The following is a 15,198-nucleotide window of genomic DNA, read 5'->3' as shown; positions in this document are numbered from 1 at the left end:
AAAGTCATGAACTTTATTGCTCGCGGTAAACGCGTTTTAGAAATCGAAAAAAATGCCATTGAGCAACTCGCTCAATATATTAACGATGACTTTAGCAATGCGTGTCAGTTGATGTATGACTGCAAAGGCCGTGTTATTGTCATTGGTATGGGAAAATCGGGTCATATAGGTAATAAAATAGCAGCAACGCTAGCAAGCACTGGCACACCCGCTTTTTTTGTCCACCCAGGCGAAGCAAGTCACGGCGACTTAGGCATGATCACACAAGATGATGTGCTATTGATGATCTCTAATTCAGGTGAAACCGCAGAAGTGATTAACCTGATCCCCGTAATCAAGCGCATTGGTGCAAAAATCGTAGGCATGAGTGGCAAACAACACTCAACTCTTGCACAACAATCTAATGTGCATATTTGTATCGCTATTTCAGAAGAAGCCTGCCCTTTAGGACTAGCACCTACAGCAAGTACTACAGCAACCTTGGCGATGGGCGATGCGATTGCTGTTGCATTGCTTGAAGAAAAAGGTTTTACCGCCGATGATTTTGCTTTATCACACCCTGGCGGCAGTTTAGGTAAGCGCCTATTGTTAATGCTTAAAGACATTATGCATCAAGGCGAAGCATTACCTGTGGTAGCTGAAAACACAACGGTTAAAAACGCTCTGTTAGAAATGACAGCCAAAGGGCTTGGTATGACAGCGGTTGTCGACAATAACGGATTACTTTCAGGTATTTTTACCGATGGTGACCTGCGCCGGATTTTAGAACAACGCATTGATATTCACGCTACAGCTATTTCAGAAGTGATGACTAAACAGTGCACAACAGCAAATGAATCGATGCTTGCTGCTGAAGCCTTAAACATAATGGAACAAAAGAAAATAAACGGTTTGCTTGTAGTTGACCAGCAACAACAGCCAATTGGCGCACTTAATATGCAGGATTTACTTAAGGCAGGTGTTTTATGAGTTTAACTACATCACAGCAGCTTTTTAACGAATTATATGCACAAACCAGTGCTGACGTATTTGCAAAAGCAAGCAAAATTAAACTGTTAATTTGTGATATCGATGGCGTATTTTCTGATGGTCGCATTTACCTTGGTAATGATGGCGAAGAACTAAAAGCATTTCATACTAAAGATGGCTTTGGTATTAAGTCGCTTATCAATAGTGGCATACAGGTTGCGGTAATTACTGGGCGCAACTCAAAGATTGTGGAAAACCGTATGAAAAGCCTTACTGTTCAGCATATCTATCAAGGCCAAGAAGATAAAATAGTCGCTTTTAATAACTTAAAACACGCGCTATCACTTGATAACGAAAACATTGCTTATATTGGGGACGATAGCCCGGATTTACCCGTAATGGAATTAGTTGGCTTTGCCGTAGCAACCAATGATGCTCACCCTCTGGTAAAACGCATCGCTGATTATAAAACTACCATGGTAGGCGGTTTTGGCGCAGTAAGAGAACTGACCGATTTAATTATGCTGAGCCAAGACAAAACACTTAGCCACGCAGGTAGTAGCAGCTAATGTCGGCGCGTATTGCACTTACTATACTTTTCACCATTGCCATGGTTTGGCTTTGGTTGCCTTACTTCTTTACACCTAAAGAACCAAAGCCGATTGTTGAAAACGTTGCCAGTATTCCTGATTACATTGCAACCGACTTAAAGCAAACCAACTTTAATGAATCTGGTACTGTTAGCCATAAAGTGATGGCGCGAAAAATGTCGATGTATCAAGATTTAGGTTTTACCCACTTTGAAAAACCGCAATTTACTATTTTTTCAGAACAAGGTGTGTGGCAACTCACAGCCGATGAAGCCACGCTCTACAATAACGAAAAGCTCATTTTGGAACAAAACGTTATTGCCAAAAGTCTAACACCAAATATCATGCTCAATACAATTGAAGCGGCAAGCGTAGAATATTTAATTAATAGCAAACTAATGACTTCTCAATCCGAAGTAAAAATGACAGGTCCGGGACTTGAAATTAAAGGACAAGGCCTCAATGCTAATTTAGAAGAGCAAGTTATTAAGTTAATAAACCATACAAAGACCACTTATTATGACCAATAACATGACGAAATTACTGTCAATCGCTGGACTAGCCCTCACTTTGTGTATCACAAGTGGACACGCTACCGCTGAGCAGATCAAACTTAAGCACCCACTTGAGATTGACGCCGATGAGCAAGCTGCTCGCTTAAAAGAAAATGTCGGTATTTTTCGCCATAATGTACAAATTAAGCATGGCAATATGACCATCACCGCCGATTACCTTGAAGCACATAAACGAGCTGAGTTAGGAGATAACCAGCAATTACTTATTGCCAGTGGTGATCCGGTAAAATTTAGTGCTGAACAAGAAGATGGGTCAATCATTGTCGCAAGTGCTAAAAAAGTCACTTACGATGTGGCTAAATCATTATTTACAATGTCTGGTGGCGCCAAATTTCAACAAAATGGCGACATGATGTCAGCAGATACCATCATCTATGATCGCGCAGCTGAAACAGTGACGTCTAAAAAAGCTGAAAACTCAACTAACCAAGTAAAAACCATCATCAATACGCAAAATGAACAAGGCGGACAATGAGCACATTAATTGCCGAAAAGCTGGCTAAAAGTTACAAATCACGCCAAGTGGTAAAAAATGTTGGTTTAGAAGTGAAAGCTGGCAGTATTGTTGGTTTGCTGGGTCCTAACGGTGCCGGTAAAACCACGACGTTTTACATGATTGTTGGTTTAGTGCCGAGCGACAATGGCGTTATTCGTATTGACGATAATGACATTACATTGCAACCAATGCATAGTCGCGCCCGTTTAGGCATAGGCTATTTACCGCAAGAATCGTCGATTTTTAGAAAGCTTACTGTATATCAAAACATCATGGCGATTCTAGAAACACGCAAAGAACTTAATCGTGTGCAACGCGAAGAAGCGCTCGATGATTTATTAGAAGAATTTAACATTGGCCATATCCGAGATTCACAGGGTATGGCATTGTCGGGCGGTGAACGTCGTCGTGTGGAAATTGCGCGCGCATTAGCCGCAAACCCCAAATTTATCCTGTTAGATGAACCTTTTGCTGGTGTTGATCCTATTTCAGTGATAGATATAAAGAAAATAATTGAGCATTTGAAAAATCGCGGCATTGGCGTGTTAATAACAGACCACAACGTGCGTGAAACCTTAGATGTATGTGAAAAAGCCTACATTGTTTCTCACGGCGAATTAATCGCATCTGGCACGGCTGAAGACGTTTTAAACAACCAAAAAGTACGCGATGTATACCTAGGTGAACAATTCAGACTATAGTAATAGTTATAGGCCTTAAATTTGGAATTGAATTGTTAACTAGCGGCTTGAAATCGAAAGAAGGATTAGAATAACTACATGAAGCAATCTTTACAGCTTCGCCTTGGGCAGCAACTAACAATGACTCCACAATTGCAACAGGCTATTCGCTTGTTGCAACTGAGTACGTTAGATTTGCAGCAAGAAATTCAAGAAGCGCTTGATGCCAATCCTTTACTTGAAGAAGACATTGACTACAGTGACGATAAACAAAACAACGAAAGCACTGAGTCAAACAAAGACGAATCAATAAACGGCGATGATGTTGAAGCAGCGCCAAGCCAAAGTGAAATTGAATCAAGCGACGCACTTAGCAACGAGAATATTTCTGAAGATTTAGCTATGGATGTGTCGTGGGATGATTATATCAGCGCCGCACCAGTTTCTGTCAGTAACGCCCCAGCTCCTGACAACGATACTGTATATCAAGGCTCTACCAGCGAATCATTGCAAGATTACTTGATGTGGCAATTACGCTTAACGCCGTTCAGCGACACCGACGAGATGATCGCAACCACAATTGTTGAAGCGGTAGACGATTCAGGTTATTTAACACAAAGTAGCGAAGAAATTTTAGAAGCGGTACAGCAATCTGACGACCAAGAACAAATTGAACTAGACGAAGTTGAAGCTGTACTTAAACGCGTTCAACTCTTTGATCCTGTTGGTATTGCTGCACGTTCGTTACAAGAATGTTTATTGATCCAGCTCAATCAGTACGACAAAAATACCCCTTGGCTAAACGAAACAAAGAGCGTAATCTCAAACCATATGGAACTTTTGGGATTACGTGATTATCGTACAATAATGAAGAAGGCTAAACTCAAGGAGCCTGAGTTAAAAGAAGTCTTAACATTAATACATAGCCTTAATCCAAAACCAGCTGAAAGCATCATAAAAGAAGAGCCTGAATATGTGGTTCCCGATGTTTCAGTAAAGAAAATTAAAGGACGTTGGCGCGTTGATTTAAACAACGATAGCATGCCAAAGATCCGCGTGAATGAACAATATGCTGCGCTTACTCGCTCGATGAAATCAAGCACTGACAGCCAGTTTATTCGCAACCATTTGCAAGAAGCAAAATGGTTTATTAAAAGCTTAGAAAGTCGCAACGATACTTTATTAAAAGTAGCCAATTGCATTGTTGAACAACAACAGGCATTCTTTGAATATGGTGACGAAGCAATGAAACCTATGGTTTTAAACGACGTTGCCGAAATGGTCGAGATGCATGAGTCGACTATCTCGCGTGTAACAACGCAAAAATACATGCATACACCACGTGGCATTTATGAGCTTAAATACTTTTTTTCAAGCCACGTTAGCACGGAAAATGGGGGTGAGTGTTCATCTACCGCGATTCGAGCACTGATCAAAAAGCTAGTTGCGGCGGAAAATCCAGCTAAACCATTAAGTGATAGCAAGATTACCGACTTACTAGCAGAACAAGGAATTAAAGTGGCGCGACGCACTATCGCAAAATACCGTGAGTCGCTATCCATACCACCGTCTAATCAGCGCAAGAGCCTGATCTAGACCAAATAGAAGGAAAATGCTTATGCAATTAAACTTAACAGGTCGTCACGTAGAAATTACTGATTCTTTAAGAGACTATGTCACTAACAAATTTGCAAAACTAGAGAGGCATTTTGATCATATAAATAACGTGCACGTTATTCTAGATATTGAAAAACTATCACAAAAAGCAGAAGCTACTATGCATGTTAACGGTGGCGAATTGTTTGCCTCTACCGAGCATCAAGATATGTATGCAGCAATCGATGGCCTGGTCGACAAACTAGACCGCCAAGTAATTAAGCACAAAGAGAAACTTTCTCGCCACTAAAATGAAATTAACCGATATTATTGCTGAGGACTGCGCTAAAACCGCGGTCCTTTTTAATAGCAAAAAAAGACTGTTTGAATTTATTAGCGACCTTGCCCATCAGCAAGCCCCTGATATTACTTCTCAAGAGTTTCTTGAAGCCTTGCTGCAACGCGAAAAACTAGGTAGCACGGGTATTGGTAAAGGCCTCGCCATTCCTCATGGCCGCATTGATGGCCTACAAAATACCATTGGCTTTTTAATTGTAAATCAGTCACCTATTCCGTTTGATGCTATTGACGATAAAGACGTTGATATTTTTATCGTACTGCTCATACCAGAACAAAAGTGCCAGCAACATTTGCAGACTTTAGCCACCATCGCTGATAAACTAAAAGATAAGCAGTTTTGCCGTCAACTACGTCACGCTGAAAATAATCATCAGCTATATCAAATCATTAGTAGTGAGGCGAGTTAACTAAGGGAGATCTAAGTGCAACTTATTTTAGTCAGTGGTCGTTCTGGTTCAGGAAAAACAGTCGCTCTCAGAGTATTGGAAGATCTCGGGTACTATGTTGTTGACAATATTCCTGTTAATTTATTGCCTTCGTTGATCCGCTCAGTTTCAGATAAATACGACAAAATTGCAGTGAGTGTTGATGCTCGAAATATGACTAAAGAGCCAGAGGAAATAGAAGAAGTACTCGACTATTTACCTGGTTTTGCAACACCAACCTTATTTTACCTTGATAGCGATGACAGCACGCTAATTAAGCGCTTTTCAGAGACGCGCCGCTTGCATCCGTTATCACTGAATAATATCTCCCTTGAAGAAGCCATTGAAGCTGAGAAAAAGCTGCTCGATCCTATCGCCTCACAAGCGGATATTTTTATCGATACAACAGGCTTAAGTGTTCACCAACTTGCCGATAGCATACGAGAGAAGGTACTCGGTAAAAAATCAAATCAGTTAATTATCACGTTTGAGTCATTCGGTTATAAACACGGTATTCCAAAACATGCTGACTATGTTTTTGACGCCCGCTTTTTGCCAAACCCGCATTGGGAACCAGCACTTAAGCCGTTAACGGGGTTAGACCAACCGGTAATCGACTTCCTTTCTAGCCAGCCTGTGGTTCATAAATTTGCATGGCAAGTGCAAACCTTTATTGAAACTTGGTTACCGCATTTAGAGCGTAATAACCGTAGCTATTTAACCGTTGCAATTGGCTGTACTGGCGGCCAGCATCGTTCAGTTTATTTAGCACAAACACTGGCTGATAGCTTCGCCAAACACCATAAAAACGTAAAAGCCCACCATCGTGAGCAAGTAAACAAATAAGCATAAGCGACTATTATGTCAGTTGAAAAACGATTTTTAATCGAAAACAAGTTAGGGCTACATGCTCGCGCTGCAACCCAACTTGCAAAGCTCGCAATGGCATTTGATGCGAAAATTAGTTTATCCCAAGGCGGTAAAACGGCTGAAGCTGATAGTGTATTGGGTTTAATGCTGTTAGAAAGCTCGCAAGGTAAAGAGGTATTAGTGCGTTGTGAGGGTCCTGACCAAGATCAAGCGTTACTTGCCATAGGCGATTTAATTCAAGCTAAGTTTAACGAAGACGAATAAACAGCTAACTTAGTTAAAACATTTTTCTGCAATAATGCTACAATAAGTTAGACGTAAGTTAACTCTAATAAATCAAAGAGTTGCAATCATTCACTCCAACCTTCAATAAATAATAGGGTGAACATGCCAGAAGCACTAGAACAAGACTACTCACAAACACAACTACATGAGGTTACAAAAGCCCTAAGTAGCGGCATGTTTGTGCATGTTCGACGCATGTTAGCGCATATGCCACCGTGTGATATTGCTTTATTGTTGGAGTCTTCACCGCATAAAAGCCGTACTGTTTTATGGCAATTGGTTGACCCGGATCTGCAAGGTGAAACCTTAGAAGAGCTTTCTGAAGATGTGCGTAACGGCATTATCGCGCAAATGGATCCTGCGCTAATTGCCGCTGCAACGGAAGAAATGGATGATGATGACCTTGCAGAAGTGTTACGTAGCTTACCCGATACCGTATACCAAGAAGTATTGGGCTCAATGGATAAAACAGATCAAGAGCGCGCGACATTTGTTTTATCTTACGAGGAAGAAACCGCGGGTGCTCTAATGAGTACCGATACCATCACGATTCGCCCTGATGTCACGCTTGACGTCGTTTTGCGTTATTTACGCTTAAAAGGCGAATTACCTGAAGGCACCGATGAACTTTACGTTGTCGATAAAGAAAATAAGTTTTTAGGTGATATTCAGCTTGCGACATTATTGACAAAAAGTCCGTTACTCACTGTACGAGAAGTGATGGATAATGAATCTGAAGCAATCCCTGTTAGTATGGGTGAGTCAGAAGTTGCGCAATTATTCGAACGTCATAACTGGATTTCAGCCCCTGTTGTCGATGAAGACAGCCAATTACTTGGCCGTATTACCATCGATGACATTGTTGATGTAATCCGTGAAGAAGCCGAACACAGCATGATGAGTATGGCGGGTCTTGATGACGAAGAAGATACCTTCGCTCCCGTTGTAAAAAGTACCAAGCGCCGCTCGGTGTGGCTTGGCGTAAACTTAATTACTGCAATCCTTGCTGCATTTGTGGCAGGTTTTTTTGAATCGACCTTAGGTATATTACCGATTTTAGCTGTACTTAACGGCATTGTGCCTTCAATGGGTGGCATTGCCGGTAGCCAAACACTCACCTTAGTTATTCGCGGTATGGCTGTTGGCCACATTAACGATGCCAACCAGCGTTGGTTAATTGGTAAAGAAATAGCGATTGGTATGCTCAATGGCGTGATTTGGGCGGTGTTAATAGCTTCGGTAGTAGCGCTTTGGCAATGGGACTTCACACTCGGTTTAGTGATTGCCTTTGCGATGTTTATGAATTTATTTGCCGCCGGTTGTGCCGGGGTAACAATTCCACTTATTTTAAAGAAATTAGATATCGACCCAGCACTTGCTGGCGGGGTAATTCTAACAACAGTAACAGATGTAGTAGGTATTTTTGCCTTCCTTGGCACTGCAACCTACTTCCTGTTACCGTGATATAAGCAATTACGCTTATATCACCCTAGTTCTACTTCTTTGGCAGCAAGGTGTACTCACCGACAAATTCAGCAACCAGTTGCTCACCGTCAAAAATTTGCACTGGCACTGTGTAAACTGCTTTTTCACCTTGCTCTAAGCTAGAAAGATCACCTGAGCACTTGTGTAAATCAACATTGCCGATAGGATCTTGTTTTAGCGGCTTAAGATATTTAATACTTGCATCAGATAGCACAATTGCAGCGTCGCTTCCTATCTCTTTCAAATGTAAATAAGTTGCTCCCCAACCTGTTAAGGTAGCAAGACTATAAATAGAACCGGCAAACATTGTACCGTGAAGGTTTTGATTAGCACTAAATTCAGCGCTTGTAGTAAATTGCCAATCGGTATAACTCTCAACCTTAATGCCCATAGCATCGCTGATTGGAATATCCTCACGCCACGTATTTTGCAGCACCTTAGTCCATTCAGGGCGACGGAACCAGCCTGGACATGACGGGCATACTTTAACCATTTTCCAATGTTGAATATCGCCGTACATCAAGTGCGCTTTTTCAACAACCACATAACCGTGGCGCTTATAAAAATCGACCGCTCTATCACGAGCAAACAAGAGTAATTCTTTAGCGCCTTGCTGCCATGCAAGCTTTTCTAGTTCATGCAATAAACGACTGCCAAGGTGATGACCGCGATGATCTTTATTCACCGCCATATAACGCACTTGCGCTTGTTCACCGGTATTCCAATGCAAACGTGCAACGCCTAGCACTTGGCCTTGTTCATTTTTAATAAAACGATGTTCCGCTTCTTGCTCGAACTCGTCTTGTTCAGAACCTCGAGGCTGCTGCCAAGGGGCGCGTAGCACCTGCCATCTAAGTTGATAATAATCCTGCCAATCTTGACTACTTTGGGGTGTCGTAACTTGTAACATAGCGACTCCTTATAATTTTAATTGGCAACAGATTAACCTAAAAATGCACAATATAAAATCACTCGATGGTAAACACTTTGGTATTAGCCTACGCTTAATATTGAACGCGTTTACAAGGGCTTAATGTGGTATCTATTGATTTTGTAAATAACGCAAACATGCTTGGCACCCTAGTTTGCTTAAGAAAAACGCCAATAGGCACATGCACTGTTAGGCAGCTTGAAGATGTTAGGTGGCTATTAATAGACAACACATTACAGTCAGTTAGCGATTTAACACAACCTCAGCAGTTTTTACTGCCACATTTGCAACAATTAGCCAGCTTATGGCAAACCTTACCTGAGCCCAGCAATATATTAGAAGTAGGATTAGGTGGCGGTGCAATTCGCAATTATCTCAATGCAAGTTACCCGCATTGCAACATTACTACTATTGAAAAAAGCCAAGATATTATCGAGTTATATACGCAGTATTTTGCGTCACTGCCACAATCCAATCTCATTGCCGGCGATATTACAACTTATCATTTTTCCAACTCGTATAATTGGATTGTGCTTGATTTATTTAGTAAGCAAGACTGCCCTATTTTTCTGTTTCAACACGAGTTTTATCAACGAGTGAAGTCGCTGTTTGTTGATGACGCTAATCGGCACTTATTTATTAATTTTATATGTGAAAGCGCGCATCAGTTAAATTCGTTGCGCACTGTACTGACGAGTGTATTTAAAGCGGATGTGACAATTTACGCGATTAAGGACTACAACAACAAAATAGTGCATTTACACTTCTAAACGAAACGTCACGGGTCCATCGTTCACTAGGTGCACTTTCATATCGGCACCAAATTGGCCTGTTTGCACAGTTGTTAAGCTTTGCTTAGCTTGGCTTACAAAATATTCGTATAACTCTTCACCAAGCGCTGGTACAGCTGCAGACGAAAAGCTAGGACGCATTCCTTTTTTAGTATCGGCTGCTAGTGTAAATTGCGAAACCACTAACAAATCACCGCCGATATCTTTTAGGCTCAAATTCATTTTCCCTTCACTATCAGAGAAAATGCGGTAGCCAGATACTTTGTGCAATAGCTTATCTGCTTTTTGCTGGTCATCACCTTTTTCTACCCCTAACAGCAGTAAAATACCGTGACTAATTTCACCAACAACCTTCCCATCAACGACCACTTTGGCTTCACTCACCCGTTGAATTAACCCTTGCATATTATTCTTCCTCTTGCTCAACAATTAACGGCTTCTTTCTCTCACCGAAGCTCTGTTGTAGTGATACTGTGAATTCAGCACCTAATAACACGACAATCCATGACAGATACACCCAAACAAACAAAATAGGAATGGTCGCAAGTGCCCCATAAATCACTTCATAAGATGGGAAGTTACTTACGTAAGCTGCAAACCCTTTTTTACTGAGCTCAAATAACAGTGCGGCAAACATCGCGCCTGGTAAAGAGGCTTTAATAGGCACTCGGATATTAGGAACTACGGTGTAAATCAGCATAAAACCCGCGGTAGAAATCACGTAAGGTAACAATCCAAGTAGAAAGCCGCTAAAACCAGGGATCCCTTCATCGGCATACGCTGCCAAGCTGACAAGGTACGATGTCATACCTAAGCTTGCACCCAATAAAACCGGGCCAAGCGTTAATACCATCCAATAAACCGCAAACGAGATCACAACCGGGCGCTTCTTCTGCGTGCGCCAAATACGATTGAGCGTTGCATCTACATTACGAATCAAAAACAGCGCTACAACGATTAAAAAACCAATACCCATTGCTGTCATTTGACTCGCATTACCAGTAAACGCACCTATGTGCTCTTTAATGGTTTCTGAAGACGTTGGCACAAAGTTATTAAAAATAAAATTTTCGATAACCGCTCTAAAGTCCTGAAACACAGGAAACGCAGAAAAAATAGCAAAGACCACAGCGAGCATTGGTACCAATGACAACAAGGTTACATAGGCTAAATAACCCGCATTAACGGTAATTTGGTCATCTAAGCAACGTTTGCCATACCCCTTAAACCAAAAGGCGGCGTAACGTATTGCTTTACCAAATTGCTGAAACATCTGGGAGTAATCGACTTTATTCTGCATCGTAAGCGCTACTAATAAAAAAATATTGCCATATAATAACAAGATAATGGAAAGCATAAAGAGAATTGAACACACTATGAAAAAATTACTGCTCGCTGTCGCAACCACAAGCTTATTAACCCTTTCAGGCTGTCAAACAGCTTATTACTCTGCAATGGAAAGCGTAGGTGTTCACAAGCGCGACATTCTGATTGACCGTGTAGAAGAAGCAAAAGAGTCTCAACAAGATTCTCAAGAAGAATTCCAATCAGCCTATGAGCGCTTAACAACATTAATTAATTTTGATGGTGGTGAGCTACAAAAAGTTTACGACCAACTTAATGATGATTATTTGGCGAGTAAAAAGTCAGCTGAAGATGTATCGAGTAAAATTAATGCCGTTGAAGACGTAGCCGAAGCACTGTTTGATGAGTGGGAAGAAGAATTAGAACAGTATTCAAACGCTAAACTAAAACGCGATAGTCAAAAGAAACTTTCCGCGACTAAGCGCCAGTTTGAGCAACTATTACGTTCAATGCGCCGCTCTGAAAGCAAAATGGAACCCGTTTTAACCGCGTTAAACGACAACGTTTTATACCTAAAACATAACCTTAATGCGCAAGCAATTGCCGCAATAAAAGGCGAGTTTTCTACATTAAAACGCGATATTAAAACACTTATGAGCGAAATGAATAAATCCATCGCAGACTCAAATAAGTTTATAGCGCAGATGAATAAGTAATTAGGTTGAAATTGTTAAACGCAACAAATAAAATGAAAACATTTATTTTAAACTTATCCGTATTTGAGTATTTTCCTGTGATTAAATAAGAAGCGCCATTGAGAACATAGAGCATAGCAACTTATTGAAGACGTTAGTTTTAACATAGCACTTAACAGCTTGTTGAGGCGTCCATTTTCTCAACTTGCAACCAAATCAGATATTTTAAAAAAGTAATGTTTGCGCAATAACAACTCTAGAAAACGTAAGATTATTACAAAAAAGCGACTACAATGAGTCGCTTTAATATATTGGAACATGTGTTACATACTGCAAGAAACTTGCTTACTTTTCCAGATTGTTGGATACCAATGCTTACCACGCATTGTTTCCATACGATAAGCTTTCAAGTACTGAGCACCCAAATAAACCTGATCTCCCGGTTCAATATAGATACGCACATTTTTATGGCGCTCTGATGTAAGTTTATAGCGGATATCTTGGACTTTAATGTTTTCTAAAAGTCGCAATGTGTTATATCCAGAATCTAATTTGTAACGATTACGATTATTTACAGGACTGCCATTAACATGCTTTACTGATACGTTGTGTACATCTCTGGTTTTGGGTGGATTTCCCTGCAAAGAAGCATACGCACACATTTCCGTAGATGCTTTACGGACTTCGGGGATTGCGCTTAATAGCTCAAATTCATCGCCATCAGAAACAATCCTCACATTGAATAAGCTACCAGGTCCCATAGTATTAAGAGCTGCTACGATTTGATTCTTATTGCCCTCATTAGGGATCTGCCCATGAACCGCAGTAATTCTATCACCTGCTTTTACTTTGAGCTTATCTGCTAAGCTTCCTTTCCTAACTTCTAACACCTCATAACCTTGTGAAATATCTTTAATACCAAGTACAAACCCCAGATCATCAGATGGACTCGCATTTACAGAAAATATAAATGCAGATGATACAGTTGCTAATTTAAGTTTTTTTACTAACGATAAACGCATGTAACTCTCCTTGCATAACCAAACAAGCAATTAATAATACCTATAACGGTAACAACTTAGCTTACTTATTGAAAAACAATATTGTAAGAAAAAATTAATTTTCGGGACTGTTAATATAAGAATTGAAAGTCCCGAAGTTATTACTTTCCAATATGCTTTTCTAAGAAATCAAGCATTTGATTGTACAAATCCATTCGATTTTCTTCTTTATAAAAACCATGGCCTTCTTTTGGTTTCGTCAACCATTTATATGGCTTATTTGCTTGCTCAAACTTGTCACGAAGTAGTAAAGCATGATCATAATGCGCGCGCTCATCTTTCTCACCATGCACAATAAATACAGCTGCTTTTATTTTATCAACGTGACGTGCTGGTGAAAAAGCTTCTATTTCCGCTCTATCTTCACCAATAACCTTCTTTAAAAAGTTAGTGCCATATTGTGACTCAGGCACATCACCTGTTTTAAACAAGAGATCCATGTCATATACACCTACATAACCAATCGCACATTTATACAGTTCTGGCTCTCTTACTGGTGCCATGAGTGCAGAATAACCACCAAAAGAGGCACCGTATATACACAAACGACTCTCATCAGCAATACCTTGTGATACAGCCCATTTAACACCATCGGTAATATCATCCATAATGGCACTACCCCATTTTCGATAACCGCTAGATTGATAGTTCTTACCGTAACCACCACTACCTCTAAAATTTACTCGAAGTACAGCGTAGCCATGAGACGCTAACAATTGCACGTCATCATTAGTACCATAAGTCCAATGATCACGTGGACCATGAGGACCACCATGTGGCATTACAATCATAGGTAAATTTTTATCTTTCCCTTTCGGTAAAGTAATAAAGCCGTAAATCGTTTTTCCATCACGTGCTGTAAAGCTAAATGCTTCTGTAGTGCCTAACTTGTCAGATTCGAGCCATGGTTTACTCTTCATTAATAGACTTAATTTTCCAGTGGCACTGTTAAAGAGATAGTAGCTGCCAGGATCTTTATCTGTTTCAACCAGAATAACCATTTCGGTCATATCCTGTGTTGAACTTACAATTGATACTTTTGCACCTTTAAATGACTTAATAAATGAAGGATACCACTTGCCTAATGGATGCTTTTTATCAATAACATCGACCTCTGAGTAGTCAGGCTCATAATGCACTGCATAAAGCCTTCTGTTTGGACCAAAATCCATACCAGCAACATCAACCCGCCCATTTTCGGATACCAGATTTAGCTCTTTAGTTACTAAATCCAGTGAATAGATTGCTTTTGTTTGACGATTAATATTTGAAGAAACATAGACTTTTTCATTTTTTGCATCAAAGGCAAGGGGTGTAATCATCCCCTGATCTTCATTATATTTATCAAATAACTGCCACTCAGAATCAGCTTTTTGTTTATAATAAACAACGGTCTTATTACTACCATTATCATCTTCAATACCTACAGCAAAGCGCGCATTACCATTATGGTCTGCAAGCATGCCGCCCCCTTTGAGTGGTGACTTTGCTAAACGCTTTTCACGTCCTGTATAAATGTTGATACGCTTTAACTCTGCATAACTCTCACCGATAGGAATAGTTAATACATTTACGAAATTAGGCTCATCAGGCAATAAGTCTGTAATAAACATTTGCCCCATCGATGCCTTGCTTTTACTTTTGTTTCGTTTCGCTTTTTTGCGCATACCGTGAAGAATTATTTTCTTGCTGCCATCAATATTCATCGCCACATATTCACCAGTTAATACTGGCTGATCTAATGCATTCACTTTAAGAGCAACTTCAATTCCAATGCGCTCATTATTGAGCCACACTACGCGATTAGGGATCTCACTGCCACTCCAACTTAATGAACCAACCTGCTGATTAGTACTGCGCTCTAAAACCAATATAGTACGCTTGCCTTCATTATTTGTCACAGTAACGGCAAAGTGCTTACCATCTGGTGCGAGAACAACTTGATGGTAAGCTGTGTGCTTAGCAAAACCTTCAATCATTTTACTTGCATTCACCTGCGTACTGAGCATCGCTAAAAATAGCCACACCAAAATAGTATGTGTTTTCATTTTTACTCCTTAAAAACAAAAAAAGCCCCAACAGGG

At 40.4% G+C, this 15,198-nt stretch carries 18 protein-coding genes; 13 read left to right on the top strand and 5 right to left on the bottom strand.

The window, feature by feature from the left end:
- The first annotated feature begins 6 nt into the window (after nt 1-6).
- The 11 genes from AC2IOM_RS05630 to mgtE all read left to right on the top strand — a co-directional run bounded on the left by AC2IOM_RS05630 (nt 7) and on the right by mgtE (nt 8,310).
- Nucleotides 7-969: a KpsF/GutQ family sugar-phosphate isomerase gene (locus tag AC2IOM_RS05630; protein WP_138629507.1), complete on the top strand. Its 963-nt coding sequence runs from the start codon at nt 7-9 to the stop codon at nt 967-969.
- Entirely contained in the window at nt 966-1,538 is a 573-nt protein-coding gene (gene kdsC / locus AC2IOM_RS05625; protein WP_486359362.1) for a 3-deoxy-manno-octulosonate-8-phosphatase KdsC, read from the top strand. Before AC2IOM_RS05630 ends, kdsC begins: the two co-directional genes overlap by 4 nt.
- Nucleotides 1,538-2,089: an LPS export ABC transporter periplasmic protein LptC gene (gene lptC / locus AC2IOM_RS05620; RefSeq protein ID WP_010561573.1), complete on the top strand. Its 552-nt coding sequence runs from the start codon at nt 1,538-1,540 to the stop codon at nt 2,087-2,089. The genes kdsC and lptC overlap by 1 nt, the downstream gene beginning before the upstream one ends.
- 1 nt (nt 2,090) lies before the next feature.
- Nucleotides 2,091-2,609 carry a lipopolysaccharide transport periplasmic protein LptA gene (gene lptA, locus AC2IOM_RS05615; protein ID WP_486359361.1) on the top strand — a complete coding sequence of 173 codons (519 nt, stop codon included), beginning with the start codon at nt 2,091-2,093 and terminating at the stop codon, nt 2,607-2,609.
- Nucleotides 2,606-3,331 (top strand): LPS export ABC transporter ATP-binding protein, encoded by a 726-nt coding sequence (lptB, locus tag AC2IOM_RS05610; RefSeq protein WP_010561571.1) that lies wholly within the window; start codon nt 2,606-2,608, stop codon nt 3,329-3,331. Before lptA ends, lptB begins: the two co-directional genes overlap by 4 nt.
- A 78-nt stretch (nt 3,332-3,409) precedes the next feature.
- Nucleotides 3,410-4,906 (top strand): RNA polymerase factor sigma-54, encoded by a 1,497-nt coding sequence (locus AC2IOM_RS05605; RefSeq protein WP_486359360.1) that lies wholly within the window; start codon nt 3,410-3,412, stop codon nt 4,904-4,906.
- A 22-nt stretch (nt 4,907-4,928) separates the two neighbouring features.
- A complete protein-coding gene (hpf, locus tag AC2IOM_RS05600) occupies nt 4,929-5,216 on the top strand; it encodes a ribosome hibernation promoting factor (protein ID WP_010561569.1) in 288 nt (95 codons plus the stop codon).
- Nucleotide 5,217: 1 nt separating this feature from the next.
- The gene (ptsN, locus tag AC2IOM_RS05595) at nt 5,218-5,673 is read left to right on the top strand and encodes a PTS IIA-like nitrogen regulatory protein PtsN (RefSeq protein WP_010561568.1); all 456 of its coding nucleotides are present in this window, start codon (nt 5,218-5,220) and stop codon (nt 5,671-5,673) included.
- Between the two features lie 15 nt (nt 5,674-5,688).
- Nucleotides 5,689-6,537, top strand: coding sequence for an RNase adapter RapZ (gene rapZ / locus AC2IOM_RS05590; protein ID WP_010561567.1), 849 nt, complete (start codon nt 5,689-5,691; stop codon nt 6,535-6,537).
- Between the two features lie 15 nt (nt 6,538-6,552).
- On the top strand, nt 6,553-6,825 hold the full coding sequence (locus AC2IOM_RS05585; RefSeq protein ID WP_010561566.1) for an HPr family phosphocarrier protein: 273 nt from the start codon (nt 6,553-6,555) through the stop codon (nt 6,823-6,825).
- A gap of 123 nt (nt 6,826-6,948) precedes the next feature.
- Entirely contained in the window at nt 6,949-8,310 is a 1,362-nt protein-coding gene (mgtE, locus tag AC2IOM_RS05580) for a magnesium transporter (RefSeq protein ID WP_010561565.1), read from the top strand.
- Nucleotides 8,311-8,341: 31 nt separating this feature from the next.
- Here the strand turns inward: mgtE and AC2IOM_RS05575 are convergent, their stop codons facing one another.
- On the bottom strand, nt 8,342-9,241 hold the full coding sequence (locus AC2IOM_RS05575; RefSeq protein WP_010561564.1) for a bifunctional GNAT family N-acetyltransferase/hotdog fold thioesterase: 900 nt from the start codon (nt 9,239-9,241) through the stop codon (nt 8,342-8,344).
- A gap of 125 nt (nt 9,242-9,366) precedes the next feature.
- On the opposite strand from AC2IOM_RS05575, the gene AC2IOM_RS05570 reads away from it, so the two are divergent.
- Nucleotides 9,367-10,032, top strand: coding sequence for a polyamine aminopropyltransferase (locus tag AC2IOM_RS05570; protein ID WP_486359359.1), 666 nt, complete (start codon nt 9,367-9,369; stop codon nt 10,030-10,032).
- On the opposite strand, the gene dtd is transcribed toward AC2IOM_RS05570, so the two are convergent.
- Both dtd and AC2IOM_RS05560 read right to left on the bottom strand, forming a co-directional pair.
- A complete protein-coding gene (gene dtd, locus AC2IOM_RS05565; RefSeq protein ID WP_486359358.1) occupies nt 10,021-10,458 on the bottom strand; it encodes a D-aminoacyl-tRNA deacylase in 438 nt (145 codons plus the stop codon). The genes AC2IOM_RS05570 and dtd overlap by 12 nt on opposite strands.
- Before the next feature lies 1 nt (nt 10,459).
- Nucleotides 10,460-11,353 carry a virulence factor BrkB family protein gene (locus AC2IOM_RS05560; protein WP_051320887.1) on the bottom strand — a complete coding sequence of 298 codons (894 nt, stop codon included), beginning with the start codon at nt 11,351-11,353 and terminating at the stop codon, nt 10,460-10,462.
- A gap of 76 nt (nt 11,354-11,429) precedes the next feature.
- On the opposite strand from AC2IOM_RS05560, the gene AC2IOM_RS05555 reads away from it, so the two are divergent.
- Entirely contained in the window at nt 11,430-12,074 is a 645-nt protein-coding gene (locus AC2IOM_RS05555; protein WP_010561560.1) for a DUF2959 domain-containing protein, read from the top strand.
- 302 nt (nt 12,075-12,376) lie between these two features.
- On the opposite strand, the gene AC2IOM_RS05550 is transcribed toward AC2IOM_RS05555, so the two are convergent.
- Together AC2IOM_RS05550 and AC2IOM_RS05545 are read right to left on the bottom strand one after the other, a co-directional pair.
- Nucleotides 12,377-13,075, bottom strand: coding sequence for a hypothetical protein (locus tag AC2IOM_RS05550; RefSeq protein WP_486359357.1), 699 nt, complete (start codon nt 13,073-13,075; stop codon nt 12,377-12,379).
- A gap of 140 nt (nt 13,076-13,215) precedes the next feature.
- The gene (locus tag AC2IOM_RS05545; protein ID WP_486359356.1) at nt 13,216-15,162 is read right to left on the bottom strand and encodes an alpha/beta hydrolase family protein; all 1,947 of its coding nucleotides are present in this window, start codon (nt 15,160-15,162) and stop codon (nt 13,216-13,218) included.
- Nucleotides 15,163-15,198: the final 36 nt, after the last annotated feature.

This window comes from Pseudoalteromonas sp. NS-SX12 (assembly GCF_057367955.1).
This window is presented reverse-complemented; position numbering and strand designations above follow the sequence as displayed.

What these genes read in the sequence shown, in the direction of transcription:
- AC2IOM_RS05630 (WP_138629507.1), top strand. Translation starts at nt 7, where the DNA reads ATGAACTTTATTGCTCGCGGTAAACGCGTTTTAGAAATCGAAAAAAAT.
- kdsC (WP_486359362.1), top strand. Translation starts at nt 966, where the DNA reads ATGAGTTTAACTACATCACAGCAGCTTTTTAACGAATTATATGCACAA.
- lptC (WP_010561573.1), top strand. Translation starts at nt 1,538, where the DNA reads ATGTCGGCGCGTATTGCACTTACTATACTTTTCACCATTGCCATGGTT.
- lptA (WP_486359361.1), top strand. Translation starts at nt 2,091, where the DNA reads ATGACGAAATTACTGTCAATCGCTGGACTAGCCCTCACTTTGTGTATC.
- lptB (WP_010561571.1), top strand. Translation starts at nt 2,606, where the DNA reads ATGAGCACATTAATTGCCGAAAAGCTGGCTAAAAGTTACAAATCACGC.
- AC2IOM_RS05605 (WP_486359360.1), top strand. Translation starts at nt 3,410, where the DNA reads ATGAAGCAATCTTTACAGCTTCGCCTTGGGCAGCAACTAACAATGACT.
- hpf (WP_010561569.1), top strand. Translation starts at nt 4,929, where the DNA reads ATGCAATTAAACTTAACAGGTCGTCACGTAGAAATTACTGATTCTTTA.
- ptsN (WP_010561568.1), top strand. Translation starts at nt 5,218, where the DNA reads ATGAAATTAACCGATATTATTGCTGAGGACTGCGCTAAAACCGCGGTC.
- AC2IOM_RS05585 (WP_010561566.1), top strand. Translation starts at nt 6,553, where the DNA reads ATGTCAGTTGAAAAACGATTTTTAATCGAAAACAAGTTAGGGCTACAT.
- mgtE (WP_010561565.1), top strand. Translation starts at nt 6,949, where the DNA reads ATGCCAGAAGCACTAGAACAAGACTACTCACAAACACAACTACATGAG.
- AC2IOM_RS05575 (WP_010561564.1), bottom strand. Translation starts at nt 9,241, where the DNA reads ATGTTACAAGTTACGACACCCCAAAGTAGTCAAGATTGGCAGGATTAT.
- dtd (WP_486359358.1), bottom strand. Translation starts at nt 10,458, where the DNA reads ATGCAAGGGTTAATTCAACGGGTGAGTGAAGCCAAAGTGGTCGTTGAT.
- AC2IOM_RS05560 (WP_051320887.1), bottom strand. Translation starts at nt 11,353, where the DNA reads ATGCAGAATAAAGTCGATTACTCCCAGATGTTTCAGCAATTTGGTAAA.
- AC2IOM_RS05555 (WP_010561560.1), top strand. Translation starts at nt 11,430, where the DNA reads ATGAAAAAATTACTGCTCGCTGTCGCAACCACAAGCTTATTAACCCTT.
- AC2IOM_RS05550 (WP_486359357.1), bottom strand. Translation starts at nt 13,075, where the DNA reads ATGCGTTTATCGTTAGTAAAAAAACTTAAATTAGCAACTGTATCATCT.
- AC2IOM_RS05545 (WP_486359356.1), bottom strand. Translation starts at nt 15,162, where the DNA reads ATGAAAACACATACTATTTTGGTGTGGCTATTTTTAGCGATGCTCAGT.